Here is a 23382-nt window from a genome sequence, read left to right as displayed (position 1 = left end):
GCCCCGACCGTACGCTCCGCCACCGACACTACAGCGCGCCGAGGAACTCGATCATGGCCTGGTTGACCTCGTCGGGCCGTTCCTGCTGGGTCCAGTGGCCGCAGCCGGGCAGCCAGACGGTGTCGCGCAGGCCGGGGACGAACGCGTTCATGCCGGCGACGATGTCGCGGGCGCCCGGGGCGGCGACGACGAGGTCACGGTCCCCGGCGATGTACAGGGCCGGGGGCGTGATCGGGGCGCGGTGCCAGGCGGCGGTGAGCTCCCAGTTGCGGTCCAGGTTGCGGTACCAGTTGAGGGGGCCGGTGAAGCCCGCGTGCTCGTACTCGCGGACGAAGGCGGCGATGTCGTCCTCGGTGAGCCAGCCGGGCAGCTCGGCGGGTTCGGGGCAGAAGTCGAGGAAGCCGCCGCCGTCGGGGACGATCGGCGCCAGGGCGGGGCCGTCGCCGGACGCGGCGTACAGCAGCCGCCGGAACGTGGCGGCGCGGTCGCGGTCGAACTCGGCCTCGGGCACGTCGGGCTGCTGGAAGTAGACCATGTAGAAGCCCTCGCCCAGTTGCTCGCGCATCGCGGCCACGGGGGGACGCGAGGAGCGGGGCCGGTGCGGCACGGACATGCCGACGACGCCGCGTACCCGGTCGGGGCGCAGCTGCGCGGTGGCCCAGGCGACGGGGGCGCCCCAGTCGTGCCCGACGACGACGGCCTGGTCCTCGCCGAGCGCGTCGATCAGCCCGACGGCGTCGCCGACCAGGTGGAGGATGGTGTAGTCGTCCACGCGGGACGGCCCGCCGGTGCGGGCGTAGCCGCGCTGGTCGGGGGCGACCGCGTGGTACCCGGCCTCGGCGAGGGCGACGAGCTGGTGCCGCCAGGAGTACCAGCATTCGGGGAAGCCGTGCAGCAGCAGGACCAGGGGGCCGGTGCCCGCCTCGGCGACGTGCATCCGCAGGCCGCTGGTGGACTGGACGTGGCGATGGGTGATCTCGGTCATGGGACCCCTCACGTTCGTCGGCACTGCCGACCGTAGCCGCCGCGCCCGAACGTCACATGGCCGGCCCCCGAACGACGTGGTGCCGCCCGGGACGGGACGCGACGCAGTGGGGCGGCCACATGGTTCGCCGTAGGATTGTGTTCGCCGTCTCCATAGGAGCGGCGCGGCGGGGTCCGTAGGTTTCCGGCATGACGAGCGTGCACCCGCAGACCGCAGCCGTGGCGAATCTGGACCTGAGCGGCCGGCGCGCCCTGGTGACGGGCGGCGCGGGCGGTATCGGGCTGGCCTGCGCCGAACGGCTCGCGGCGGCCGGCGCGCAGGTGGTGATCGTGGATCTGCGCGGGGACGAGGCGCGGGCGGCGGCCGAGCGGCTCGGCGGGACGGCCCGCGTCGCCGACCTGGCCGACCCGGCGCAGCTGGACGCGCTGGCCCGCGACTGCGAGGCCGACATCATCGTCAACAACGCGGGGATCCAGCACGTGGCGCCGCTGGAGGAGTTCCCGCCCGAGATGTTCTCCGCCATCATGCGGATCATGGTGGAGGCGCCGTTCCGGCTGGTGCGGGCGGCGCTGCCGGGCATGTACGCGCGCGGCTGGGGACGGGTGGTCAACATCTCGTCCGTGCACGGGTTGCGCGCGTCCCCCTACAAGGGGGCGTACGTGGCGGCCAAGCACGCGCTGGAGGGGCTGTCCAAGGTGATCGCGCTGGAGGGCGCGCCGCACGGGGTGACGTCCAACTGCGTGTGCCCGGCGTACGTGCGCACTCCCCTGGTGGAGGGGCAGATCGCCGACCAGGCCCGGGTGCACGGGATGTCGCCGGATGCGGTGACGGCCGAGGTGCTGCTGGCACGGACCGCGATCAAGCGGCTGATCGAGCCGGAGGAGGTGGCCGCGGCGGTGGCGTACCTGTGCGCCCCGGAGGCCGCGATGATCACCGGGGCGTCGATCACGCTGGACGGCGGATGGACCGCCCACTGACCGAGCGGCCCGCCGCGGATGGACCGGCAACGGGTGCGGCGCCCACAATGTCCCGCATGACCTGCGCCGTCTTCCTGGAGTTGCTGGCCCGCGAGGCGTCCCCGGTGGAGTTCGAGGGGCCGCTGGTGGAGGCCCGCGCGGCGGGCGCCGGGCCGGAGGTGCTGGCGGAGCTGGAGGCGGCCAAGCTGGCGGCGCTGCGGGTGCGGGCGGTGATGCGGCGGCACGCGCGGCGTGAGGCGCAGCTGCAGGCGCTGTTCGACACGGCGGGCGACCTGGCGGGGCTGCGCGACCTGGACGCGGTGCTGGAGGCGATCGTGCGCCGCGCCCGCCGGCTGCTGTCGGCGGACACCGCGTACATGACGCTGAACGACGACGAACGCGGCGACACCTACATGCGGGTGACCGACGGGTCGGTGTCGGCGGCGTTCCGGCGGCTGCGGCTGCCGATGGGCGCGGGCCTGGGCGGGCTGGTCGCGCAGACCGCGATGCCGTACACCAGCGCCGGTTACCTGGGCGATCCGCGGTTCCGCCACCGCGACTTCATCGACTCGGCGGTGGCCGAGGAGGGCCTCGTCGCGATCCTGGGCGTGCCGATGCGGCTGGGCGGCCGCGTGATCGGCGTGCTGTTCGCGGCCAACCGCAGGGAGCGTCCGTTCGACCAGGAGGACGTGGCGCTGCTCGGGTCGCTGGCGGCGCACGCGGCGGTGGCCATCGACAACGCGCGGCTGCTGGAGGAGACCCGCACCGCGCTGGAGGAGCTGAGCGCGGCCAACGAGGAGGTGCGTGCGCGCAGTACCGCGGTGGAGCGGGCCGCGCAGGCGCACGACCGCATGACCGCCCTGGTGGTGCGGGGCGGCGGCGTGGAGGACGTCGCGGCCGTCGTTACGGAGGTGCTGGGCGGGACACTGCACGTGCTGGACGCGGAGGGACGCCGCCTGGCCACGGCGGGCGACCACGCCGACGTCCTCACCGATGAGGAACTGCACGGGGTGACGGCCTCGGCGCGCAACATCCGCGCGCAGGGCCGCACGGTACGGCGGGGCGACCTGTGGATCGCGTCGGTGTCCACCGGTGACGAGGTGCTGGGCACGCTGGTGCTGCGCGTACCGGACGAGGTGCCTGACGACGGGCGCCGCATCCTGGAACGGGCCGCGCTGGTGACCGCGCTGCTGCTGCTGTTCCGCCGCAGTGTGGCCGAGGCGGAGGGCCGTGTACGCGGGGACCTCCTGGACGACCTGGTGTCGGGCCGGGAGTTCGACGCCGACGCCCTCAAAGCGCGCGCCAGGCGGGTGGGGGTCGACGTGGAGGCGCCTCACGTGGTGCTGTCGGCCCGGTACGAGTCGCCCGACCACCGCTCACGCGCGGCGTTCTGGGCCGCGTCCCACGCGACGGTGGAACACGGCTTGGCGGCGTCCAGGGGCGGGGAGGTCGTGCTGATGCTGCCGGGCGACGACCCCGGGGCGGCGGCACGGCGCGTGGCCAAGGAGATGGGCGCCTCCCTCAACGCACCGGTCACCGTGGGCGCGGCCGGGCCCGTGCACGGGCCGGGCCAGGTGGCGGCCGCCTCCCGCGAGGCCGGACGCTGCGCCGAGGCCCTGCTCGCGTTGGGCCGCCACGGGGAGGGCGCGGGCGCCGCGGACCTCGGCTTCGTCGGCCTGCTCATCGGCGACGACCGTGACGTGGACGGCTTCCTGACCGCCGGGCTGGGGCCGGTGCTCGACTACGACGCCCGCAGGGGCACCGCGCTCGTCCACACCCTGGAGACCTACTTCGGCAGCGGCTGCAGCCTGTCGAAGACGGCCGAGCGCCTGCACATCCACGTCAACACCGTCACCCAGCGTCTCGACCGCGTCGGCCGCCTGCTGGGCGACGACTGGCAGTCCCCCGACCGCGCCCTGGAGATCCAGCTCGCCCTGCGCCTCCACCGCCTCCGCGCCGGCTCAGCCTCGCGCGGCGCGTGAGCGAAGCGGGTCCAGCAGGAGGGAGAGACCGAACTCGAAGCGTTCGTCGAACCGCCGGTCCATGTGCCCGAGGACCTCGTGCAGCGCGGGGTACGCCGTGGCGGAGACGGCCTGGGCGAGACGGTCCACCAGGGCGTCCTCCGCGCCCTGTTCCTCCTGGACGAGCCCGAGGGCGAGGTAGATGATCGTCCAGGCGGTCCACGCGACGTCGCGGTGCGCCGCCCCGCTGTCCAGGAGGGCGGCGACGAGCGCCTCGGCGAAGCGCAGGGTGCCGGGCTCGGCGACGTAGGTGCCCGCGACCACCAGGGCGCCGTCGCGGTGCGCGAGCAGGGCCCGGCGGTAGCGGCGGGCCAGTTCGGTGACGCGCTCGTCCCACGGGCCGGGCAGGCCGTCCAGGGAGATCTCGCCGACGATGGCGTCGGCCATGAGTTCCCGCAGCCGCGCCTTGCTCTTGACGTGCCACAGCACGGTGTTCATCCGTACGCCGAGGCGGTCGGCGATGGCCCTGGTGGAGACGCCGTCCCAGCCGGTGTCGTCCAGCACTTCCAGCGCGGCGCGGACCACGGCGCCGGCCGTCAGCCGCGTCCCGGACGGTCTCCCCGCTTGCTTCTTGGTCACTGACCTAGTTTACTGCCGAGCAGAAATTGGTCACCGACCAAGAGAGGAAGTCATGATCGTCATCGTGGGCGGCGGACCCGTCGGACTGTGGCTGGCGGCGGAACTGCGGCTGGGCGGGGCCGAGGTCACCGTCCTGGAGAAGCGGCCGGAACGCGACGTCCACTCCAAGGCGCTCACCGTGCACCCGCGCACCATCGAGATCCTGGCGTCGCGCGGAATCCACGAGCGGTTCCTCGCCGGCGCCATCCGCGTGCCCACCGGCCATTTCGGCGGCCTCTCCAGCCGGCTCCGGTTCGCCGTGCTGGACACGCCCTTCCCGTTCACCCTCGTCCAGCCCCAGGCCAGGACGGAGGAGCTGCTGGAAGAACACGCGGTCGCCATGGGCGCGGACATCAGGCGCGGCCACACGGTGGACGGGCTCGTCCAGGGAGCGGAGTCGGTGACGGTCCGGGTGACGGGGCCCACGGGCCCGTACGAGGTGGAGGCCGCGTACGTCGTCGGCTGCGACGGCGTCCGCAGCACCGTCCGCGAGGCCGCCGGGATCGCCTTCCCCGGGACGCCCGCCACCATGTACGGCTGGCTCGGCGACGTCGTCCTGGACGACCCCCCGGAACTCGGGTTCAGTGCGGCCGGCGGCGCGGGCGGGCTCATGGTGGTGCCCCTGCCGGACGGGCATCACCGCCTGGTCGGAGCGACCCCCGAGGACCTGCGCCCAGAGCATCCCGGGGAGCTCACCCTCACCGAGCTTCGCGCCAAGGTGAAAGCCATCGCGGGCACGGACTTCGGCATGCACTCCCCCGTGTGGCTGTCACGCTTCGGCAACGCCACCCGCCAGGCCGAGCGGTACCGCGCGGGCCGGGTGCTCGTGGCGGGGGACGCCGCCCACCAGCACTTCCCCACGGGCGGCGTAGGGCTCAACGTGGGAGTGCAGGACGCCACCAACCTCGGCTGGAAGCTCGCCGCCGTCGCCCAGGGCCGCGCACCCGACGACCTGCTCGACACCTACCACCGCGAGCGCCACCCCGTCGGCGCGGACCTGCTGGAGGCCAGCCAGGCCCAAACCGCACTGATGTCCGCCTTCACCCCCGAGGGACAGGTACTGCGTGCCTTCCTCGCCAAGACCATCGCCACGGTGCCGGAGTTCTCCCGCGCATTGGCCGAACGCCTGTCAGGGTTGTCGGTCGCCTATCCCCCGGACGGCCCGGCCCATCCGCTCGTCGGCCACCGCGCGCCCGACCTGAGGTTCTCCGAAGAAACCCTGTTCTCCTTGCTTCGCCAGGGGCGGCACGTGCTTCTCGCACTGTCCGGCTCCACCGACGAGGCGTTGACGGCCCTGGAACGCGACGAGCAGACACCCGTCCCCCACGGACTCATCGTCCACAACGACTCGCTCGCGGAAACGAACCGTCCCGCGTGGTCTCGTGTACGGGCGGCGCTGATTCGTCCTGACGGCCACGTCGCCTGGGCGCAAGACGCCTGACGCAGCGCGCGCTTGTCACCCCGCAAGCGCGCGCTGCCACACCGTCAGGTACGGGCGTCGGACAGGGCTTCGGATTCCGCGGGCTCGTTCTTCGACGACTGCGCGTCGTCCCCCGGGGAGGTGTTCCCGCGTGAGGCCAGCAGGTGGCGGGTGGTGCCCCACAGGCCGCGGCGGAAGACCAGGACGACCACCATGAAGATGGCGCCGGTGATGATGCCGGTCTCCTGGAACCCCGCCGTGGCCAGCCGGTCGTTCAGCTCGACGATGAGGGCCGCGCCCACGGCGCCGCCCCACAGGGTGCCGATGCCGCCGAGCACGACCATCATCACGACCTGCCCGGACGTCGTCCAGTACACCTCCTGCAGGGACGCGAACCCGTGGCTGATGGCGAACAGGCCGCCGGCGATCCCCGACAGCGCCGCCGACAGGACGAACGCCAGCAGCTTGTACCGGTCGACCGGGTAGCCGAGGGCGCGCGCACGGGCCGGGTTGTCGCGGATCGACACCAGGACGCGGCCGAACGGCGACCGCACGATCCGCCAGGCGGCGAAGAACCCCGCCAGGACGAACGGCAGGCCCGCGTAGTAGAAGAAGAACGGGTCGGACAGGTCCAGCCCGAACAGTTCCCGCGGGATTCCCTGGAGGCCGTTCTCGCCCCCGGTCACGTCCCGCCACTGGTTGGCGACGAAGTACACCATCTGCGCGAACGCCAGCGTCACCATCGCGAAGTAGATGCCGCGCAGCCGAACCGACAGGTAGCCGATCGGCACCGCCAGCACCGCGGCGAGCAGCGCGCCGCCCAGCACCGCCGCCGGGAACGGCAGGCCGGTGTGCAGCGCGACCAGACCGGCGGTGTACGCGGCGCCGCCCCAGAACGCGGCGTGCCCGAACGACAGCAGCCCGGTGAAGCCGAGCAGCAGGTCCACTGCGGCGGCGAACAGCGCCCAGCAGGCGATGTCCATGGCCACCGGCGGATAGATCAGCCAGGGCAGGGCCAGCGCCACCGCCAGCCCGGCGGCCGGCAGCACCGGCCGCCGGGCGAGCCTCGAGAGGATCACAGCGCCTCCTCGCGTCCGAACAACCCGGCCGGCCGCCACAGGAGCACGGCGGCCATCAGGATGAACACCAGGGTCTGGGACAGCGCGGGCACGTACAGGTTGCCCAGCGCGGACGCCAGGCCGACGGCGAACCCGGCGGCGACCGACCCGAACACCGACCCCAGCCCGCCGATCACCACGACGGCGAACACGGTGATGATGAGGTCGGCGCCCATCAGCGGGTTCACCGCCCGCATCGGCGCGGCGAGCACGCCGGCGAACGCCGCCAGCGCGATGCCGAACCCGAACACCGGCGTCACCCAGCGCGCCACGTCGATGCCCAGCGCGCGCGTCAGCTCGGGCCGTTCGGTGGACGCCCGCACGATCATCCCCACGCGGGTGCGGGTCAGGACCAGCCACACCGCCGCGCACACCACCAGCGACACGGCCAGCACGAACACCTGGTAGGCGGGGTAGGTGAACAGCCCCAGGTCGATGGTGCCGCCCATGGGACGCGGGTACGGCTGCGACTGCACCCCGTACTGGCGCTTCACCACGTCCTGCAGGATCAGCGCCAGCCCGAAGGTGAGCAGGAAGTTGTAGAGGGGGTCGAGTGGGGCCAGGCGGCGGATGAACAGCCGTTCCAGCGCGATGCCCGCGAGCCCCAGCACGACCGGCACGGCGACCAGCGCGACCCAGAAGTTCACGCCGAAGGAGTCCAGCAGGACGAACGCGCCGAACGCCCCCAGCATGTAGAACGCGCCGTGGGCGAAGTTGACCACGCCCAGCATTCCGAAGATGACGGCTAGGCCGAGGGCGAGCAGCGCGTAGAACGAACCGCTCACCAGCCCGTTGAAAGCCTGTTCCAGCACAAGGGTCTCCCGGTCGTCACAGCTTGCAGGCGGGGTCGGGCTGCTGGAACGCCTCGGCCGCGGGGATGGTCGTCAGGATCTTCTCGTAGTCCCAGGGCTCCTTGACCTCCTTGGACGGCTTGACCTGCGCCAGGTACGCGTCGTGCGTCAGCAGGTGGTCCTGGGCGCGGATCGTGCCGTTGCGGGAGAACATGTCGTTGACCTTGGCGCCCTCCAACTGCTTGACGACGTCGTCGCTGTTGTCGGTGCCGCCGCGTTGCACGGCCTCCAGGTACTGCAGCGCCGCCGAGTAGTTGGCCGCCTGCACGGACGTGGGCCGCTTGCCGGTCTTGGCATGGAACTTGTCGGCCCAGGCGCGGCTGGTGGCGTCGAAGTTCCAGTACCAGGCGTCGGTGAAGCGCGTCCCCGCCATGGCGTCCGGCCCCAGGGAGTGGATGTCGGTGAGGAACATCAGCCCGGCCGCCAGGCTCACGCCCTTGTCGCGCAGCTTGTACTCGTTGTACTGCTTGACGAGGTTCACCAGGTCGCCCCCGGCCTGCATGGTGCCGAGCACCTGCGGCTTGGGGTTGAGCCCGGGAGCCTTCAGCAGGAACGTGGAGAAGTTGTCGTTGGGGAACGGCGCGGGGTCGGCCTTGACGACGTTGCCGCCAGCCTTCTGCACGGCGTTGGTGAACGTCTTCTGCATGTCCTGGCCGAAGGCGTAGTCGGGGTAGACCACGTACCAGTTCTTGGCGCCGTCCTTGGTGAGCGCCGTGCCGGTGCCGTGCGCCAGCATGTAGCTGTTGTAGCCGTAGTGGAAGGTGTACTTGTTGCAGCTCGCCCCGGTCAGCGCCGTGGTGGCGGCGCCCACGTCGATGAACACCTTCTTCTTGTTCTTGGCGACGGTGGCGACGGCGAGGGCGGCCGAGGAGGTCGGCACGTCCAGGATCACGTCGGCCTGCCGCCGGTCGTACAGCTCCTGCGCCTTGGAGTTGGCGACGTCGGGCTTGTTCTGGTGGTCGGCGGCGATCACCTCGACCTTGTCGGCGGCGGCGTCGGCGCCGTACTTGGCCTTGTAGTCGGCGACGGCCATGCGCACCGCCTCGATGCTGCCTCGGCCGGACAGGTCGGCGTAGATCGCCGACTGGTCGTTGAGCACCGCCAGCACGACCTTGCCGTCGCTGATCTTCCCTCCGGCGCCGGCCGGGCCGCCGCCGCAGCCCGCCAGCAGCGCCCCGGCGGCCGCCAGCGCCAGCGACGGGACCACACCGCGGCGGCGCGGGGCCGGGCGCCCGGACGCCGTCGCGCGCACGAGAAATGTCATGGGGGTTCTCCTAGATTCCGAGGTAGTCGAGTAGCTCGTGCTCGCGGGCGCGGACCTCGGCGTTGTCCATCGACTCCACGATCCGGCCCTCGGCGATCAGGTGGTGGCGGTCGGCGACGGTGGCGGCGAAGTGCACGTTCTGCTCGATGAGCAGCACGGTCACGCCCGCGGCCTTGACCTCGCGCAGGATGTCGCCGATCTGCTGGACGATCAGCGGTGACAGGCCCTCGGTGGGCTCGTCGCACAGCAGCAGCCGCGCCCCGGTGCGCAGCACGCGTGCCAGCGCGAGCATCTGCTGCTCGCCGCCCGACAGCTTCGTGCCGGGGAAGCGCCGCCGCTCGCGCAGCCGCGGGAACGTCTCGTACACCCGCTCCAGCGGCCAGGCGTCCTTGCTGGTCACGGGCGGCAGCAGCAGGTTCTCCTCGACCGACAGCGTGGCGTAGATGCCGCGGTCGTCGGGGACGTAGCCGAGGCCGCGGCGGGCGCGGCGGTGCGGGCCGAGCGCGGTGACGTCCTGGCCGAGGAACTCGATCGTCCCGGCCGTCCTGCCGTGCAGGCCCATCAGGCAGCGCAGCAGGGTGGTCTTGCCGGCGCCGTTGCGGCCGACGAGCGTGACGATCTCGCCCTCGGCGACCTCCAGGGACACCTCGCGCAGCGCCTGCGCCTCGCCGTACCAGGCCGACAGTCGGTCAACGCGCAGCATGGGAGTCCCCCAGGTAGGCGGTCACGACGCGGGGGTCGCGGCGGATGTCGGCGTACGGGCCCTCGGCCAGGACGCGGCCGTGCTGCAGGACGGTCACCCGGTCGGCGAGGCTGGCGACGACGTTCATGTTGTGCTCGACCAGCACGACGGTGCGGCCGTCGCGGACGCGCTTGACCAGCTCGACGGTGCGGTCGACGTCCTCCACGCCCATCCCGGCGGTCGGCTCGTCCAGCAGCAGCACCTTCGGGTCGAGCGCCAGGGCTAGGGCGAGTTCCAGCGCGCGCTTGCGGCCGTAGGCCAGTGACGCGGCGGGTACGTCGGCGTGGTCGGCGAGCCCCACGCGCTCCAGCAGCTCGGCGGCGCGGCCGGAGAACCGGCCCAGCGCCCGGTCGGACTTCCAGAACCGCCAGCCCAGGCCGGTGGAGCCGGCCAGCGCCAGTTCCACGTGCTGGCGCGGGGTGAGCTCGGCGAACAGGCTGGTGATCTGGAACGAGCGGGCCACGCCGAGGCGGGCGATGCGCTCGGGGCTCAGCCCGGCAAGTTCGCGCGCGCCGAGCCGCACGCTGCCCGCCGACGGCCGGAGGAACCCGGTGAGCAGGTTGAACAGCGTGGTCTTGCCCGCGCCGTTGGGCCCGACCAGCGCGTGCACGCTGCCCTCGGCGACGTCCAGGTCCACGCCGTCCACGGCCCGGAACCCGCGGAACTCCTTGACCAGTCCCCGGGCGCGCAGGACAGGACCGTCCATGCAGCCTCCTCGCAGTCATGGCGTGACCCGGGCCACACCGGGACGCCGTGACCGTGAACGCTAGGTGGCACGCGGTGACCCGGCCATGTGGCGCGGCCACACATTCACTCGCCCGGACACCGCCGTGACCCACATCACGCGGCCGCTGCCGGGATCGGAACGCGGGGTGGCGGGCGCGGCCACATTCGCGCCGCCAAGAGTGGGGGCCGCCTACGTGGCCCGCGTCACGTCGCGCGGGGAGCATGGCGGACGTCCACGTCCCCGGGAGAAGGAGCCGGCATGCCGACCGCCCGCCTTCGACTGCTCAGCACGGGCGCCGCAGCCCTGACCGCCCTGGCGGTCCTGCCCGCCGCCGCACACGCCGGGGAGCGCTGCGGTGCGCGGCTCACCGTCCCCGGGGCGCAACGTCAGGTCGCGGCCTGCCTGGACGACCTGACGACGGCGGGCACGGTCGCCTCCGGCCACACCGTCCCCGCCGACTGGGCGGGACTGCACCCGGCCGGCGCACGCAACCCGACCGGCGTGCCGGGCATCCAGCTCGACGGCTACTTCCCGGACTCCTCAACGTTCAACACCAACCACGGCTGGAACCACGACGCGCAGTTCGTCATCCGGCTCCCGGAGAAATGGAACGGCGGCCTGGTCGTGGCGGGGTCGCCGGGGACCCGCCGCCAATACGCCAACGACTTCGCCATTTCCGACTGGGTGCTCGCCAAGGGGTACGCGTTCGCCGCCACGGACAAGGGCAACAGCGGCAGCGAGTTCTACACGGACGGCCGCCGCCCCGGGGACGCCATCGCCGAATGGAACCACCGGGTCACCCAGCTCACCCGTTCCGCCAAGGCGGTGGTGACGCAACGCTATGGCAGGCCCCCGCGCCGTACGTTCGCCGCCGGAATCTCCAACGGCGGCTACCTGGTGCGCTGGCAGTTGGAGAACCGCCCGGAGCTGTACGACGGGGGCATCGACTCCGAAGGGACCCTGTGGCGTGCCGACGGTCCCAATCTGCTGACGTTCCTGCCGCCTGTGCTGCGGGCCTACCCGTCGTACGCGGCGACCGGCGACCCGAACGCGCACCGCGCGATCCTCGACGCGGGTTTCGCCGCGGGCTCCGAATTCCTCTGGCCGTACCACGACCGGGTGTACTGGGGGCTGACCCAGCGCATTTACCGCCAGGAGGTCGACCCCTTCTACAACGGCCCGGAAAGCGACTACGACTACGCCTCACGTCCGGCTTCCGTGCACAAGGCGGTGCGGCGCATCTCCCTGACCGGCCGCATCGGCAAACCGCTCATCACCCTGCACGGCACGTACGACACGTTGCTGCCCATCACCAAGGTCTCCGACGTGTACGCGCAGATGGTGCGCACGTCGAAGGCCGCGCCGTACCGCTACTACCGGCTCGAAGGCGGCAACCACGTCGACGGCCTCTACGACGCCTACCCTGACCGGCTGCGGCCGCTGCTGCCCTGCATGCGCAGCGCGTTCACCGCATTGGAGACCTGGGCCGCGGGCGGACAGGCGCCTCCGCCGAGCGCCACCCTGCCCCGGCCCGCATCGGGGGACCTCGCCAACAGCTGCTCCCTCAGCGGCTAGCCCACCCCATGGGAGGTCACGCATGAAACTCCCCGCCGTCAAATCCCGCACCGTCCAATCCCGCACTGGCAAATCCCGCACCGTCGAGCGCCCCACCGGAAAACGTCCCGCCGTCAAGCTCGCGACCGTCCTGACCGCCGCCGCGGGCGTACTGCTCGCCACGTCCACGCACACCCCCGCGGCGGCGGCGGCGGACTCCCTGCCCCGGCTCAACATCAGCGCCGCCTACGTCAGTGGCGTGTCGTCCGGCGGCTACATGGCCGACCAGTTGCACGTCGCCTACTCCGGCACGTTCAAGGGCGCCGGGATCTTCAGCGCCGGGGCCTACCACTGCGCGCGCGGCAACCTCACCACGGCGCAGCTCGCGTGCATGAACGACCTGTACGACGACAACCCCACCGAACTGCGGCGCATCGCCTCCGACCGGTCCGCCCAGGGACGCATCGACCCGATCGCCAACCTGGCCGGGCACAAGGTGTGGCTCTACCACGGCGTCAACGACATCACCGTGAAGCAGTCGGTGACCGACGGTCTCGCCACGTTCCACCAGGGCTTCGGGGCGAACGTGGCGTACAGCAAGACCTCGCCGGCGGGGCACGCCTGGGTCAGCCCCCTCGGGCCGAACCCCTGCTCGGCCACCTACACCCCCTACGTCAACAAGTGCACGGACGACCCCCAGGGCTCGATGCTGCGCCACCTGCTCGGCACCGTGGCCGCCCCCGCATCCACCCCCACCGGGACGCTCCTGCGCTATGACCAGAACCCGTACGCCCCCAACGGCAGCGCGGCGGCCATCAGCATGGGCGCCACGGGGTTCGCCTACGTCCCGCAGAACTGCGCCGCCGGGACGTCCTGCCGCCTGATGGTGGCCCTGCACGGCTGCCAGCAGGGCTACGACACGATCGGCACCACGTTCGTGACCAGGTCCTACCTGAACGAGTACGCCGACACCAACAACCTGGTCGTCCTCTACCCGCAGGCCACGGCCAGCTCCTGGACGGGCGGCAACCCCCAGGGCTGCTGGAACTGGTGGGGGTACGGCGGCGACACCGCCTACGACATGAAGGGCGGAAAGCAGATCGAGACCCTCATGCGCATGGTCCGCGCCGTGGGCGCCTAGCCCCGGTGCTTGGCGGCCCAGGCGAGCAGGTCGTCGGCGCTCATCGTGTTGACGACCTGCTCGGGCTCGACGCCGCAGCGGGCGGCGCGCTCGCACCCGTTGGGCTGCCAGTCGAGCTGGCCGGGGGCGTGCGCGTCGGAGTCGATGGCGAACCGGCAGCCCGCCTCCACCGCCAGCCGCAGCAGCCGCTTGGGCGGGTCCAGCCGCTCCGGCCGCGAGTTGATCTCCACGGCGACGTCGTAGGCGGCGCAGGCGTCGAACACCAAGGCCGCGTCGAACTCCGACTCCGGCCGCACGCCGCCGCGCCGCCCGCCGCCCTTGACGATCCGCCCCGTGCAGTGCCCGAGGACGTTGACCCGCGGGTTCCGCACGGCCGCGACCATCCGCTCGGTCATGGCGACGCGGTCCATGCGCAGCTTGGAATGGACGCTGGCCACCACCACGTCGAGCCGGTCGAGCAGCTCGGGATCCTGGTCCAGCGAGCCGTCGTCCAGGATGTCGACCTCGATGCCGGTCAGGATGCGGAACGGCGCCAGCTCGGCGTTCAGCTCGGCCACCACGTCCAGCTGCCGGCGCAGCCGCTCGGCCGACAGCCCGTTGGCCACGGTCAGGCGCGGCGAGTGGTCGGTCAGCGCGATGTAGTCGTGGCCGAGGCCGCGGGCGGTCTCGGCCATCTCCCGGATCGGCGAGCCGCCGTCGGACCAGTCGCTGTGGGTGTGCAGGTCGCCCCGCAGCTCCCCCCGCAGCGCCGCCGTCGCCTCGTCCAGCGGCGTCCCCTCAGTTGCTTCCAGGCGCCGCAGGTAGACGGGCGTCTCCCCGCGCAGCGCCTCCTCGATCACCAGCGCGGTGACCTTGCCGATGCCGGGCAGCGCGGTCAGCGTGCCGTCACGCACCCGCTCCGCCAGCTCCTCACGCGAGGCGCGCTCGACCAGATCGGCCGCCTTGCGGAAGGCCCGCACCCGATAGGTGGGTTCGTGCGCGCGTTCCAGCAGAAACGCGATCCGACGCAGCGCCTCCACAGGTTCCACAGTCAGACCGTACCCAAGGGTGCGGCTCGGTGCGGCACCCGGTGCCATCAGCACGGCGACCGTCACGCCGTGCCCCGATGACGCGAGCGGCCTCGCCCGTATGCACCCAAGGTATGACACGTACGTGGCACCACGGTGTCATTCGCCGCGGGCGCGGACGCCTCTAGCCTTGCGGCATGAGCAGCGACGACGCCCCCAAGCAGGGCCTGGCGCAGACGCTGGGGCTGGTGCTGCGGCCGCTGGTCTCCGGCCTCGTCGGGTCCGCCGAGCCGCGCCCGGCCGACCGGCCGTGGCCGCCCCGGCTGCGCGACACCCGCCTGCGCGGGGTCCCGTTCCCGCCCGTCATGCAGGCCATCGACCTGATCATCGCGGTGATCATCGGGTTCGGCACCTACTCGCTGCTGCTCACCGAGACCGAGAAACGCGGTTCGTCGGTGTCGTACGGGGAGCTGGGCATGGCCGCGTTCCTGCTGGCGCTGCCGATGGCGCTGCGCGAACGGCATCCGGTGGCCGCCTGGCGGCTGCTGTGCGCGGCGATGTTCTACACCGGGATGCAGAGCTGGCTCGACGTCCCGTTCCCGCCGGGCGGGTCGATCGCCGGCGTGTTCGTCCTCTACACGGTGGCGGTGCGCTCCCCGCTCAACCTGACGGTCGGCGCGGGGGTGTGGTCGGTGGCCGGGGTGCTGGTGGTCGACCGGCAGACCGGTGCGGGCGCGGCCGTGTTCGTGGTGGTGCCGCTGCTGGTCGGCGCGTTCGTCCGGCTGCGCCAGAAGACCCGCGACGAGCTGGCCGAACGGGAGCAGGCCGCCGCCCGTGAGCTGGCCGAGCAGCAGAAGCGGCACCGCGAGGCCGAGGCGGTGCTCAAGGAGCGCCAGCGCATCGCCCGCGAGCTGCACGACGTGGTGGCCCACCACATGTCGATGATCGCGATCCAGGCGGAGGCCGCGCCGTACACCGTGCCGGAGGTGCCCGACAAGATCCGCCAGGATCTGAAGGAGATCCGCGAGACCGCGCTGGACGCGCTCACCGAGATGCGCCGCATCCTGGGCGTGCTGCGCTCGGAGGACGGCGCGGAGACCGCGCCGCAGCCCGGCCTGGACCGGCTGGACGCGCTGGTGTGGGCGGCCCGCGGCACCGGGCTGACCGTCAACACCAGCGTCACCGGCGACCTGGCCGCCGTGCCGCAGGGCGTCGCGCTCAGCGCGTACAGGATCCTGCAGGAGGCGCTCAGCAACGTCATGCGGCACGCCCCCGGCGCCGTCGTCGACGTCGAGCTGATCCAGCGGGAGGGCATACTCCTGCTCAGCGTGATCAACGGCCCGCCCGGCAAGGGCCACCGGCCGTCGTCGCTGTCGCCGCCCGGCGACGGGCACGGCCTGGTGGGCATGCGCGAGCGGGCCGCCATGCTGGGCGGCGGGGTGACCGCCAAGCCCACCCCCGAAGGAGGTTTCGCCGTGACCGCCACGCTGCCGCTGGGATCCACGGCATGACGATCCGGGTGGTGATCGTCGACGACCAGGGCATGGTGCGCACCGGGTTCGGTGTGCTGCTGAACGCCCAGCCCGACATCGAGGTGGTCGGCGAGGCCGTCGACGGCGCGCAGGCGCTGTCGGTGATCGCCGAGCTGCGGCCCGACGTGGTGCTGATGGACGTGCGGATGCCCGTCATGGACGGCCTGGAGGCGACCCGGCGCCTGCTCAAGGGCGAGCACGGCGCCGGTGACGCCGTTCCGAAGGTGCTCATGCTGACCACCTTCGACCTCGACGACTACGTGTACGAGGCGCTGCGCGCGGGCGCCAGCGGGTTCCTGCTCAAGGACGCCTCGGCCGACGAGCTGGCCGAGGCGGTACGGATCATCGCGGCGGGCGACGCGCTGCTGTCCCCGTCGGTGACCCGGCGGCTGATCGCCGAGTTCGCCCGGCTGGGGGCGCCGCGCGCGCCGTCCCGGGAACGGCTGGGCGAGCTGACCGAACGCGAGACCGAGGTGCTGGCGCTGGTCGCCCGCGGCCTGTCCAACTCCGAGATCGCCGCCGAGCTGGTGGTGGCCGAGCAGACCGTGAAGACGCACTTCGGCCGCATCCTCACCAAGCTCGGCCTGCGCGACCGGCCGCAGGCCATCGTCTACGCCTACGAGGTCGGCCTGGTCCGCCCCGGCGACTGACCCCGTCCGGCCGGCACGGTCCGGCTGACCCGCGTCATACCGGGGTGTGAGGCGGCAAGACGGCTCCGCGGTGTGATCCGCGCGACGGCCCGCGATTCCTAGCTTCCTGGTCAGGACGAACCCCCTGCCCAGGAAGGACGCCGCCGTGCGCAGCCCAGCCCCCCGAAGGTTCCTGGCCGTCGGCGCGGCCCTGGCGGCGGTCGCCGCCACGACCGCCGGGACGCCCGAACCGTACGCGGCGCCGCAGGCCCGGCCGCCGCTGTCGCCCGCCACGCTCGACGCCCGCTACACCGCCGTGCGCGGCGACATCCAGCGGGCGTACGACACCGCCCGCGACGTGGGCGACGACTCCCGCGCCGAGGCGTTCGAGGCGTTCCTGACGCCCGGCCGCCGCTTCCTGGCGTTCGACGCGCGCGGCCACGGCCGGGCCGTCGAGGTCATCGGCGACCTGGCGCGGGCCGAACGGGTCGCGGTCGTGGTGCCCGGCGCGGACGGACGGCTCACCAACTTCGACAACCCCAAGTGGGCGGGCGGCGGCGCGCGCGCCGTCTACCGGCAGGCGCGGCAGGTGGCCCCCGGTGTGCGCGTCGCGGTGGTGGCCTGGCTCGGGTACGCCTCGCCCTCCACCATGAGCGCGACGGTGCTCACCCCGGGACGGGCCGTCGACGGCGCCCGCAAGCTCCGGCGTTTCGTGACCGAGCTGCACGACACCAACGGGCGCGCCCAGGTCGCGCTGCTGTGCCACAGCTACGGCTCGGTGGTGTGCGGCCAGGCGGCCGGGGCGGTCCGGGTGGACGACATCGCGTTGTACGGCAGCCCCGGTGTCACCGCCTCCTCGGTCACCGACATGCGCACCGGGGCACGCGTGTGGGCGGGGCGAGCCGACGGCGACTGGACCCGGTACGTGCCGAAGAGGCACGTGGCCGGGCTCGGCTTCGGCCCGGACCCTGCGAGCCCTTCGTTCGGGGCGCTGCGCTTCGCCGCAGGGACGGGCACGCACAGCGAATACCTGCGCCCGGGGTCGGTGTCACTGCGCAACCTGACGTTCATCGCGCTCGGCCGCGCCTCCGAGGTGACCCATGCTTGACACGCGGCGGCCGGGCCTTGCGGCTCGCATCGAGGCGGCGACACCGCCCAACCGGGACCGCGCCGTCGACGCCCTGCGCGCGCTGGCCATCCTGGGCGTGGTGCTGGGGCACTGGTGCGTCACCGCGTTCGTGTCCACCGGGGACGGGCAGCTGCGGGTGAGCAGCCCTCTGTCGGCGATGCCGCACCTGGCGCCGGTCTCCTGGGTGTTGCAGACCCTCGCGGTGTTCTTCCTCGTGGGGGGCTACACCGCGGCGAAAGGGCATCACGCCGGGGAGCCGTACCTGCCGTGGGCGCGCCGGCGTCTGGCACGGCTGGCGCGTCCCGTGCCCGTGCTGTTGCTGGCGTGGGCGGCGGCCGTGTGCGTGCTGGCGTGGGCGGGCCTGTCGTCCGGCACGCTGCACGCATTGCTGAAGCTGATGCTGAGCCCGCTGTGGTTCCTGGGCGTGTACGGGACGCTGACCGTCCTCACCCCCCTGGTGGTGGCGCTGTGGAACCGGCTCGGCATGTGGGGCGTGCTGCTCCCCCTCGCCGCGACCGCGCTCATCGACCTCGGCCGGTTCGGCCTGGACGCGCCCGCCTGGATCGGCTGGGGCACCGTCCTGACCGGATGGCTTGTGCCGTTCTACCTGGGCGTGGCGTGGGCACACGGTGCCCTGGCGTCGCCCCGTACCGGCTGGGCGCTGCTGGGCGGAGGCGCCACGGCCACGGGCGCGTTGGTGCTGTGGGCCGGATATCCGGCGAGCATGGTGGGCGTACCGGGCGCCGAGGTGTCCAACCTGAACCCGCCCACCCTGGCGGCGGTGGCGTTCGGTTTGGCGCAGTGCGGCCTGGCGCTGCTGGCACGCGGCCCGCTCACGCGCTGGACGCGGCGGCCCCGTGTCTGGGGCGTGGTCGCGCTGGCCAACCTGTCCGCCATGACGATCTTCCTGTGGCACCAGACGGCCATGATGGCCGTCACCGTGACGACCGCGCCGGCCGCCGGCCCGCTGCCCGGGCTGCACACCGCCCCCGACCAGGCGGCGTGGATCCCCGCCCGGCTGGTGTGGCTGCCGGTCTTCGCGCTCGCCCTGGCGGTGCTGTGGGCCGCGGCGCACCGGTTCGAACGGCCCCGTCCGCGATGAGCCAACCCCGGCGCCGTCCCGTACATCACACAAGAGTGGCCCGGGCGGCGGAGCACTGCGGCGAACGCGCGGGGCAGACGGACACGCACGACGACCCCTGGATGCGCGGAGCACTCCGCCATATCCGGTAGAAAGACGGACCATGCCGCCACGAGCTGCAGTGACGCGACCGGCCCTGCCTTCCGAACGGCCCTGCGAAGCATCCTCGGACGCCCCGCCGGAAGACCGTCCGGCCGCGCCCGGACGCGTCCGGCGGCGCCTGCGCCGGGCCCTCGCCTGCGCCGTGACGATCTCCGCCCTGCTGCTCACCACCGCCGGGACCGGCCACGCCGACCCCTACGCCGCCCCCGGCCCCGTCCCCGTGCTCGCCCCGTCCACCCTGGACGCCCGCTACGCCACCGAACGCCGCACCATCGAACAGGCCCTCCAGACCGCCCACCAGGTGGGCGACGACGAGCGCGCCAAGGCGCTGGGCGCGTTCCTGGAGCCGGGCAGGCGGTTCCTGTACTTCGACGCGCGCGGCGACGGACGGGCCATCGAGGTCATCGGCGACCTGACACGGGCCCAACGGGTGGTGCTCCTGGTCCCCGGAGCCGACACGACGCTGTCGTACTTCGACGACCGAGCCGGCAAGCCGTGGTCGACCCCCGCGGGCGGTGCACGCGCGGTGTGGGAACAGGCGTACAAGGTGACCCCCGACCCCGACATCGCCATCGTGGCATGGCTGGGGTACGCGGCGCCGCGCACGTTCAGCAGTGACGTACTGACCGACGAGCGGGCCGGCCAGGGCGCGGCCTCGTTGCGCCGTTTCCTCCGCGAACTGCACCGCGTCAACCCTCACGCCCAAGTGGGACTGCTGTGCCACAGCTACGGCTCGGTGGTGTGCGGACGCGCCGCCCTGGCCGGATCCGGCACGGCCGGGGACGCCTGGCGCAGCGTCACCGACATCGCCCTGTACGGCAGCCCCGGCACCACGGCATGGTCGGCGGGACGTCTGGGCGGCGCCGCGCGCGTGTGGGCGGGACGCGGTTCCGCCGACTGGATGCAGGACGTACCGCACGTGCGCATCTTCGGCCTCGGCCTGGGACCCGACCCCGTGTCGCCCGGCTTCGGCGCCCGCGTGTTCGACGCGGGCGGCAGCGGCCACAGCGACTACCTCGCCCCGGGCTCGCCGTCCCTGCGCAACCTCACCTACATCGCCCTGGGCCGTCCCGCGGACGTCACCCGCGGCTGACCTCCGCGTCCGTTACCGGCCGGTCAGGGTGACCTCAGGGTGACCGGTGAGCATGGACACCACCCAGGTGGTGGCACCCTTGGGAAGGTGGACACCACGAACGAGGCCGCCCTGAGAGAGCAGACCACGCTGCGTTTGGAAAAGGCCATGGGCTCCTTCGGGACCGCCGCACTGGCCAATATGGAGCAACAGCTCCCGTGGTTCCGGCGCATGCCACCCGAGCAGCGTTCCTGGATCGGGCTGGTCGCCCAGGCGGGCATCGCCGCGTTCGTGGAGTGGTTCAAAAGCGCCGAGCGCACCCGCCCCGCCATCGCCGGGGAGGTGTTCGGCACCGCGCCGCGCGACCTGATGCGGTCCGTGAAGCTGCAGCACACCATCGACATGATCCGCGTCATCATCGACGTGGTGGAGACGCGGCTCGACGAGCTGGCCGCGCCCGGCGGCGAGGCGCAGCTGCGCGAGGCGATCCTGCGCTACACGCGGGACGTGGCGTTCGGCGCCGCCCAGGTGTACGCGCGCGCCGCCGAGACGCGCGCCGCCTGGGACGCCCGCCTGGAGGCGCTGGTGGTGAACGCGGTGCTGCGCGGCGAGGTCGACGACGGCATGCACTCCTGGGCGGCCGCCCTCGGCTGGACGTCCAAACCCGTCACCGTCATCGCCGGGTACACCCCCGAGGACGAGGAGCCCGAGGTCACCATCGACCAGATGCAGCTGGCGTCCCGCCGCGCCCGGGTCGACGTGCTGGCCGGTGTGCAGGGCCGCCGCGTCATCGTCATCGTGGGCGGCGCCGCCGACCCGCTGGAGGCCTCCCGTCCCATCGCGGCCAAGTGCGGACCCGGTCCCGTCGTGGTCGGCCCGCAGGTCGGCGACCTGTACGACTCCACCGTCTCGGCGCGCGCCGCGCTCGCCGGGTTGCGCGCCGCCGCCGGCTGGCCGGACGCGCCGCGTCCCGTCCTGGCCGCCGAGCTGCTGCCCGAACGCGCCCTCGACGGCGACGAGGAGGCCCGCCGATACCTCGTCGAGCAGGTCTACAACCCCATGTGCGCGGCGGGCGCGCCCCTGCTGGACACCCTCACCACCTACCTGGAACAGGGCTCGTCGCTGGAGGCCACGGCACGGCTGCTGTTCGTCCACCCCAACACCGTCCGCTACCGGCTGCGCCGCGTCGCCGAACTGACCGGACTGGCGCCGACGGACGGTCGCAACGCCTTCACGCTGCGGATCGCGCTCGTCCTCGGCCGCTTCAGCGAACGCGTGCCACGGCCCTAGCGACACGATGGCCGCCCTTTCCCAAGGCATGACGTCTGTTTCTCCCGCCTTGTAGGGGTCGTACAAAGGGCCCCGACGAAAGTTCGTCGCGATCGGCATCGGCACCACGGAAGCCCAGGGGGGAAGCTGGGGCGTGTGATTCTCCTCGCCTCGCCCGGTCAGGGCGCCCAGACCCCAGGATTTCTGAGTCCGTGGCTTGAGGTGCCCGGTGTCGCCGACCGCCTGGCATGGTGGTCCGCGGTCACCGGGCTCGACCTGGTCCGCTACGGGACCGGCGCAGACGCCGAGGAGATCCGCGACACCGCCGTGGCCCAGCCGCTGCTGGTCGCCGCGGCCCTGGCCGCGTTCCAGACCCTCTACCAGGGCGACGACCGTCCGGACGCGGTGGCCGGGCACAGCGTCGGCGAGCTGGCCGCCGCCGCGATCGCCGGGGTGCTGTCGCCCGAGGCCGCGCTGGTGCTGGTGCGCGAACGCGGCCGCGCGATGGCCGAGGCCGCCGCCGTCACCGAGACCGGCATGACCGCCGTGCTCGGCGGCGACCCCGACGAGGTCCTCGCCGTCATCGAACGGCACGGCCTGACCCCCGCCAACGTCAACGGCGCCGGGCAGGTCGTGGCCGCCGGGACGATGGAGCGGCTCGCCGCGCTCAAGGACGACCCGCCGGCCGGGGCGCGGCTGCGTCCGCTGTCGGTGGCGGGCGCGTTCCACACCGAGCACATGGCGCCGGCCGTCGACACGCTGCGCCGCCTGGCGCCCGGCGCGCCGGTCGCCGACCCGGCCGTCGCGCTGCTGTCCAACCGGGACGGCGCGGTGGTGCGCGACGGCCGCGACTACCTCGGCCGCCTCGTCGAGCAGGTCAGCGCCCCCGTCCGCTGGGACCGCTGCATGGCGACCATGCGCGAGCTGGGCGTCACCGCCATCATCGAGCTGCCGCCCGCCGGCACGCTCGTCGGCATCGCCCGGCGCGAGCTCAAGGGCATCGACCTGCTCGCCCTCAAGTCCCCCGAGGACCTCGACAAGGCCCGCGAGCTGATCAAGGCGCACACGTCATGACCGCCGCCTACGAGACGCCCGCCCTGCGCCTGCCCGAGGTCACGCCCGGCGCCCGCGTCGTGGCGTTCGGCGACTACCAGCCCGCCCGGGTCGTCACCAACGACGAGCTGGCCGAGATCGTCGACACCAACGACGAGTGGATCCGCAGCCGCGTCGGCATCGCCGAACGCCGCGTCGCCGGGCCCGAGGAGACCATCGCCGACATGGCCGTGCAGGCCGGCGGCAAGGCGCTGGCGGCCGGCGGCGTGTCCCCCGAGGACATCGACCTGGTGATCGTGGCGACCTGCTCCACCGAGACGCCCATCCCCAACCAGGCCGCCACGGTCGCGCACCGGCTCGGCATCAAGGCGCCGGGCGCGTTCGACCTGAACGCCGCCTGCGCCGGGTTCTGCTACGCGCTGGACACCGCCGCCTCGGCCGTGCGCACCGGCAGCGCCCGCAACGTGCTGGTGATCGGTGCCGAGAAGATGTCCAACTGGATCGACTGGAACGACCGTTCGACCTGCATCATCTTCGCCGACGGCGCGGGCGCGGCGGTCGTCACCGGCGCCGCCGAGCCGGGCGTGGGCCCGGTGGTGTGGGGCAGCGCCGGCGACCTGGCCGACAAGATCATCGTGGCGGACCGGCAGTCGTTCATCCACCAGGAGGGCCAGGCGGTGTTCCGCTGGGCCACCACCGCGGTGGCGCCCGTCGCGCTGGCCGCCTGCGAACGCGCCGGGGTGACTCCCGACCAGCTGGCGGCCGTGGTGCCGCACCAGGCCAACCTGCGTATCGTCGAAGCGATCGCGCGGCGGCTCAAGGCGGTCAACGCCGTGGTGGCCGACGACATCGTCCACTCCGGCAACACCTCGGCGGCGTCCATCCCCATGGCGCTGTCGCGCATGATCGAACGCGGCGACGTGCCGTCCGGCGCCCCGGCCCTGCTGGTCGGGTTCGGCGCCGGGCTGTCCTACGCCGCCCAAGTCATCCAGATTCCCTGACCGTACGCGGGGCCCGACCCGACGACGATCCGACCAAAAGGAGAGCACAC

At 73.0% G+C, this 23382-nt stretch carries 21 protein-coding genes; 13 read left to right on the top strand and 8 right to left on the bottom strand.

The features are described from left to right. Positions 1 to 28: 28 nt before the first annotated feature. Positions 29 to 985: an alpha/beta hydrolase gene (locus tag ABZ801_RS22560; protein ID WP_360700819.1), complete on the bottom strand. Its 957-nt coding sequence runs from the start codon at positions 983 to 985 to the stop codon at positions 29 to 31. A gap of 188 nt (positions 986 to 1173) precedes the next feature. Here ABZ801_RS22560 and ABZ801_RS22555 point away from each other — a divergent pair, with 188 nt between their 5' ends. Together ABZ801_RS22555 and ABZ801_RS22550 are read left to right on the top strand one after the other, a co-directional pair. Further along, entirely contained in the window at positions 1174 to 1962 is a 789-nt protein-coding gene (locus ABZ801_RS22555; RefSeq protein ID WP_360700816.1) for a 3-hydroxybutyrate dehydrogenase, read from the top strand. A 56-nt stretch (positions 1963 to 2018) separates the two neighbouring features. Continuing rightward, on the top strand, positions 2019 to 3923 hold the full coding sequence (locus tag ABZ801_RS22550) for a helix-turn-helix domain-containing protein (protein WP_360700813.1): 1905 nt from the start codon (positions 2019 to 2021) through the stop codon (positions 3921 to 3923). Here ABZ801_RS22550 and ABZ801_RS22545 read toward each other — a convergent pair. Next, positions 3903 to 4541, bottom strand: coding sequence for a TetR/AcrR family transcriptional regulator C-terminal domain-containing protein (locus ABZ801_RS22545; RefSeq protein WP_360700810.1), 639 nt, complete (start codon positions 4539 to 4541; stop codon positions 3903 to 3905). The genes ABZ801_RS22550 and ABZ801_RS22545 overlap by 21 nt on opposite strands. Before the next feature lie 52 nt (positions 4542 to 4593). Between ABZ801_RS22545 and ABZ801_RS22540 the strand changes: the two genes are divergently transcribed. Beyond that, positions 4594 to 6021: an FAD-dependent monooxygenase gene (locus tag ABZ801_RS22540; RefSeq protein WP_360700807.1), complete on the top strand. Its 1428-nt coding sequence runs from the start codon at positions 4594 to 4596 to the stop codon at positions 6019 to 6021. A 44-nt stretch (positions 6022 to 6065) separates the two neighbouring features. Here ABZ801_RS22540 and ABZ801_RS22535 read toward each other — a convergent pair whose 3' ends face one another. From ABZ801_RS22535 to ABZ801_RS22515, 5 genes are read right to left on the bottom strand one after another with little or no spacing between them, the layout of a single operon-like run. Continuing rightward, entirely contained in the window at positions 6066 to 7079 is a 1014-nt protein-coding gene (locus ABZ801_RS22535; protein WP_360700804.1) for a branched-chain amino acid ABC transporter permease, read from the bottom strand. Continuing rightward, positions 7076 to 7930 carry a branched-chain amino acid ABC transporter permease gene (locus ABZ801_RS22530; protein WP_360700801.1) on the bottom strand — a complete coding sequence of 285 codons (855 nt, stop codon included), beginning with the start codon at positions 7928 to 7930 and terminating at the stop codon, positions 7076 to 7078. Before ABZ801_RS22530 ends, ABZ801_RS22535 begins: the two co-directional genes overlap by 4 nt. A gap of 16 nt (positions 7931 to 7946) precedes the next feature. Further along, entirely contained in the window at positions 7947 to 9233 is a 1287-nt protein-coding gene (locus tag ABZ801_RS22525; RefSeq protein WP_360700798.1) for an ABC transporter substrate-binding protein, read from the bottom strand. 10 nt (positions 9234 to 9243) lie between these two features. Further along, entirely contained in the window at positions 9244 to 9936 is a 693-nt protein-coding gene (locus tag ABZ801_RS22520; RefSeq protein ID WP_360700794.1) for an ABC transporter ATP-binding protein, read from the bottom strand. After that, positions 9923 to 10681, bottom strand: coding sequence for an ABC transporter ATP-binding protein (locus tag ABZ801_RS22515; protein ID WP_360700791.1), 759 nt, complete (start codon positions 10679 to 10681; stop codon positions 9923 to 9925). The genes ABZ801_RS22520 and ABZ801_RS22515 overlap by 14 nt, the downstream gene beginning before the upstream one ends. Positions 10682 to 10960: 279 nt before the next feature. Between ABZ801_RS22515 and ABZ801_RS22510 the strand changes: the two genes are divergently transcribed. Then, on the top strand, positions 10961 to 12277 hold the full coding sequence (locus ABZ801_RS22510; protein WP_360700788.1) for a tannase/feruloyl esterase family alpha/beta hydrolase: 1317 nt from the start codon (positions 10961 to 10963) through the stop codon (positions 12275 to 12277). A 22-nt stretch (positions 12278 to 12299) separates the two neighbouring features. After that, positions 12300 to 13397: a PHB depolymerase family esterase gene (locus tag ABZ801_RS22505; protein ID WP_360700785.1), complete on the top strand. Its 1098-nt coding sequence runs from the start codon at positions 12300 to 12302 to the stop codon at positions 13395 to 13397. Here the strand turns inward: ABZ801_RS22505 and ABZ801_RS22500 are convergent. After that, on the bottom strand, positions 13394 to 14425 hold the full coding sequence (locus tag ABZ801_RS22500; RefSeq protein WP_360700783.1) for a PHP domain-containing protein: 1032 nt from the start codon (positions 14423 to 14425) through the stop codon (positions 13394 to 13396). The genes ABZ801_RS22505 and ABZ801_RS22500 overlap by 4 nt on opposite strands. A gap of 176 nt (positions 14426 to 14601) precedes the next feature. Here ABZ801_RS22500 and ABZ801_RS22495 point away from each other — a divergent pair, with 176 nt between their 5' ends. From ABZ801_RS22495 to ABZ801_RS22460, 8 genes are all read left to right on the top strand, one after another. Beyond that, a complete protein-coding gene (locus ABZ801_RS22495) occupies positions 14602 to 15915 on the top strand; it encodes a sensor histidine kinase (protein WP_360700779.1) in 1314 nt (437 codons plus the stop codon). Further along, complete coding sequence (locus ABZ801_RS22490; protein ID WP_344947121.1) at positions 15912 to 16586, top strand: response regulator transcription factor; 675 nt, start codon at positions 15912 to 15914, stop codon at positions 16584 to 16586. Before ABZ801_RS22495 ends, ABZ801_RS22490 begins: the two co-directional genes overlap by 4 nt. A gap of 145 nt (positions 16587 to 16731) precedes the next feature. After that, entirely contained in the window at positions 16732 to 17673 is a 942-nt protein-coding gene (locus ABZ801_RS22485; RefSeq protein WP_360700776.1) for an alpha/beta hydrolase, read from the top strand. Continuing rightward, a complete protein-coding gene (locus ABZ801_RS22480) occupies positions 17666 to 18796 on the top strand; it encodes an acyltransferase (RefSeq protein ID WP_360700773.1) in 1131 nt (376 codons plus the stop codon). Before ABZ801_RS22485 ends, ABZ801_RS22480 begins: the two co-directional genes overlap by 8 nt. Before the next feature lie 283 nt (positions 18797 to 19079). Next, positions 19080 to 20030, top strand: a complete 951-nt coding sequence (locus ABZ801_RS22475; RefSeq protein WP_360700770.1) for an alpha/beta hydrolase — start codon at positions 19080 to 19082, stop codon at positions 20028 to 20030. Between the two features lie 87 nt (positions 20031 to 20117). Beyond that, positions 20118 to 21299: a helix-turn-helix domain-containing protein gene (locus tag ABZ801_RS22470; protein ID WP_360700767.1), complete on the top strand. Its 1182-nt coding sequence runs from the start codon at positions 20118 to 20120 to the stop codon at positions 21297 to 21299. Positions 21300 to 21434: 135 nt separating this feature from the next. Next, complete coding sequence (locus ABZ801_RS22465; protein ID WP_360700765.1) at positions 21435 to 22352, top strand: ACP S-malonyltransferase; 918 nt, start codon at positions 21435 to 21437, stop codon at positions 22350 to 22352. Then, complete coding sequence (locus ABZ801_RS22460) at positions 22349 to 23332, top strand: beta-ketoacyl-ACP synthase III (RefSeq protein ID WP_344947137.1); 984 nt, start codon at positions 22349 to 22351, stop codon at positions 23330 to 23332. Before ABZ801_RS22465 ends, ABZ801_RS22460 begins: the two co-directional genes overlap by 4 nt. Positions 23333 to 23382 lie beyond the last annotated feature (50 nt).

The organism is Actinomadura sp. NPDC047616 (assembly GCF_040642915.1).
Classification (GTDB): domain Bacteria; phylum Actinomycetota; class Actinomycetes; order Streptosporangiales; family Streptosporangiaceae; genus Spirillospora; species Spirillospora miaoliensis.
Note: the sequence above shows the minus strand (reverse complement) of the source record. Positions and strands in the feature narration are given on the sequence as shown.

Bases quoted from the DNA above. Each gene is read 5' to 3' on its own strand.
- ABZ801_RS22555 (WP_360700816.1), top strand. From the start codon at position 1,174: ATGACGAGCGTGCACCCGCAGACCGCAGCCGTGGCGAATCTGGACCTG.
- ABZ801_RS22510 (WP_360700788.1), top strand. From the start codon at position 10,961: ATGCCGACCGCCCGCCTTCGACTGCTCAGCACGGGCGCCGCAGCCCTG.
- ABZ801_RS22515 (WP_360700791.1), bottom strand. From the start codon at position 10,681: ATGGACGGTCCTGTCCTGCGCGCCCGGGGACTGGTCAAGGAGTTCCGC.
- ABZ801_RS22495 (WP_360700779.1), top strand. From the start codon at position 14,602: ATGAGCAGCGACGACGCCCCCAAGCAGGGCCTGGCGCAGACGCTGGGG.
- ABZ801_RS22460 (WP_344947137.1), top strand. From the start codon at position 22,349: ATGACCGCCGCCTACGAGACGCCCGCCCTGCGCCTGCCCGAGGTCACG.
- ABZ801_RS22480 (WP_360700773.1), top strand. From the start codon at position 17,666: ATGCTTGACACGCGGCGGCCGGGCCTTGCGGCTCGCATCGAGGCGGCG.
- ABZ801_RS22560 (WP_360700819.1), bottom strand. From the start codon at position 985: ATGACCGAGATCACCCATCGCCACGTCCAGTCCACCAGCGGCCTGCGG.
- ABZ801_RS22525 (WP_360700798.1), bottom strand. From the start codon at position 9,233: ATGACATTTCTCGTGCGCGCGACGGCGTCCGGGCGCCCGGCCCCGCGC.
- ABZ801_RS22490 (WP_344947121.1), top strand. From the start codon at position 15,912: ATGACGATCCGGGTGGTGATCGTCGACGACCAGGGCATGGTGCGCACC.
- ABZ801_RS22520 (WP_360700794.1), bottom strand. From the start codon at position 9,936: ATGCTGCGCGTTGACCGACTGTCGGCCTGGTACGGCGAGGCGCAGGCG.
- ABZ801_RS22550 (WP_360700813.1), top strand. From the start codon at position 2,019: ATGACCTGCGCCGTCTTCCTGGAGTTGCTGGCCCGCGAGGCGTCCCCG.
- ABZ801_RS22540 (WP_360700807.1), top strand. From the start codon at position 4,594: ATGATCGTCATCGTGGGCGGCGGACCCGTCGGACTGTGGCTGGCGGCG.
- ABZ801_RS22505 (WP_360700785.1), top strand. From the start codon at position 12,300: ATGAAACTCCCCGCCGTCAAATCCCGCACCGTCCAATCCCGCACTGGC.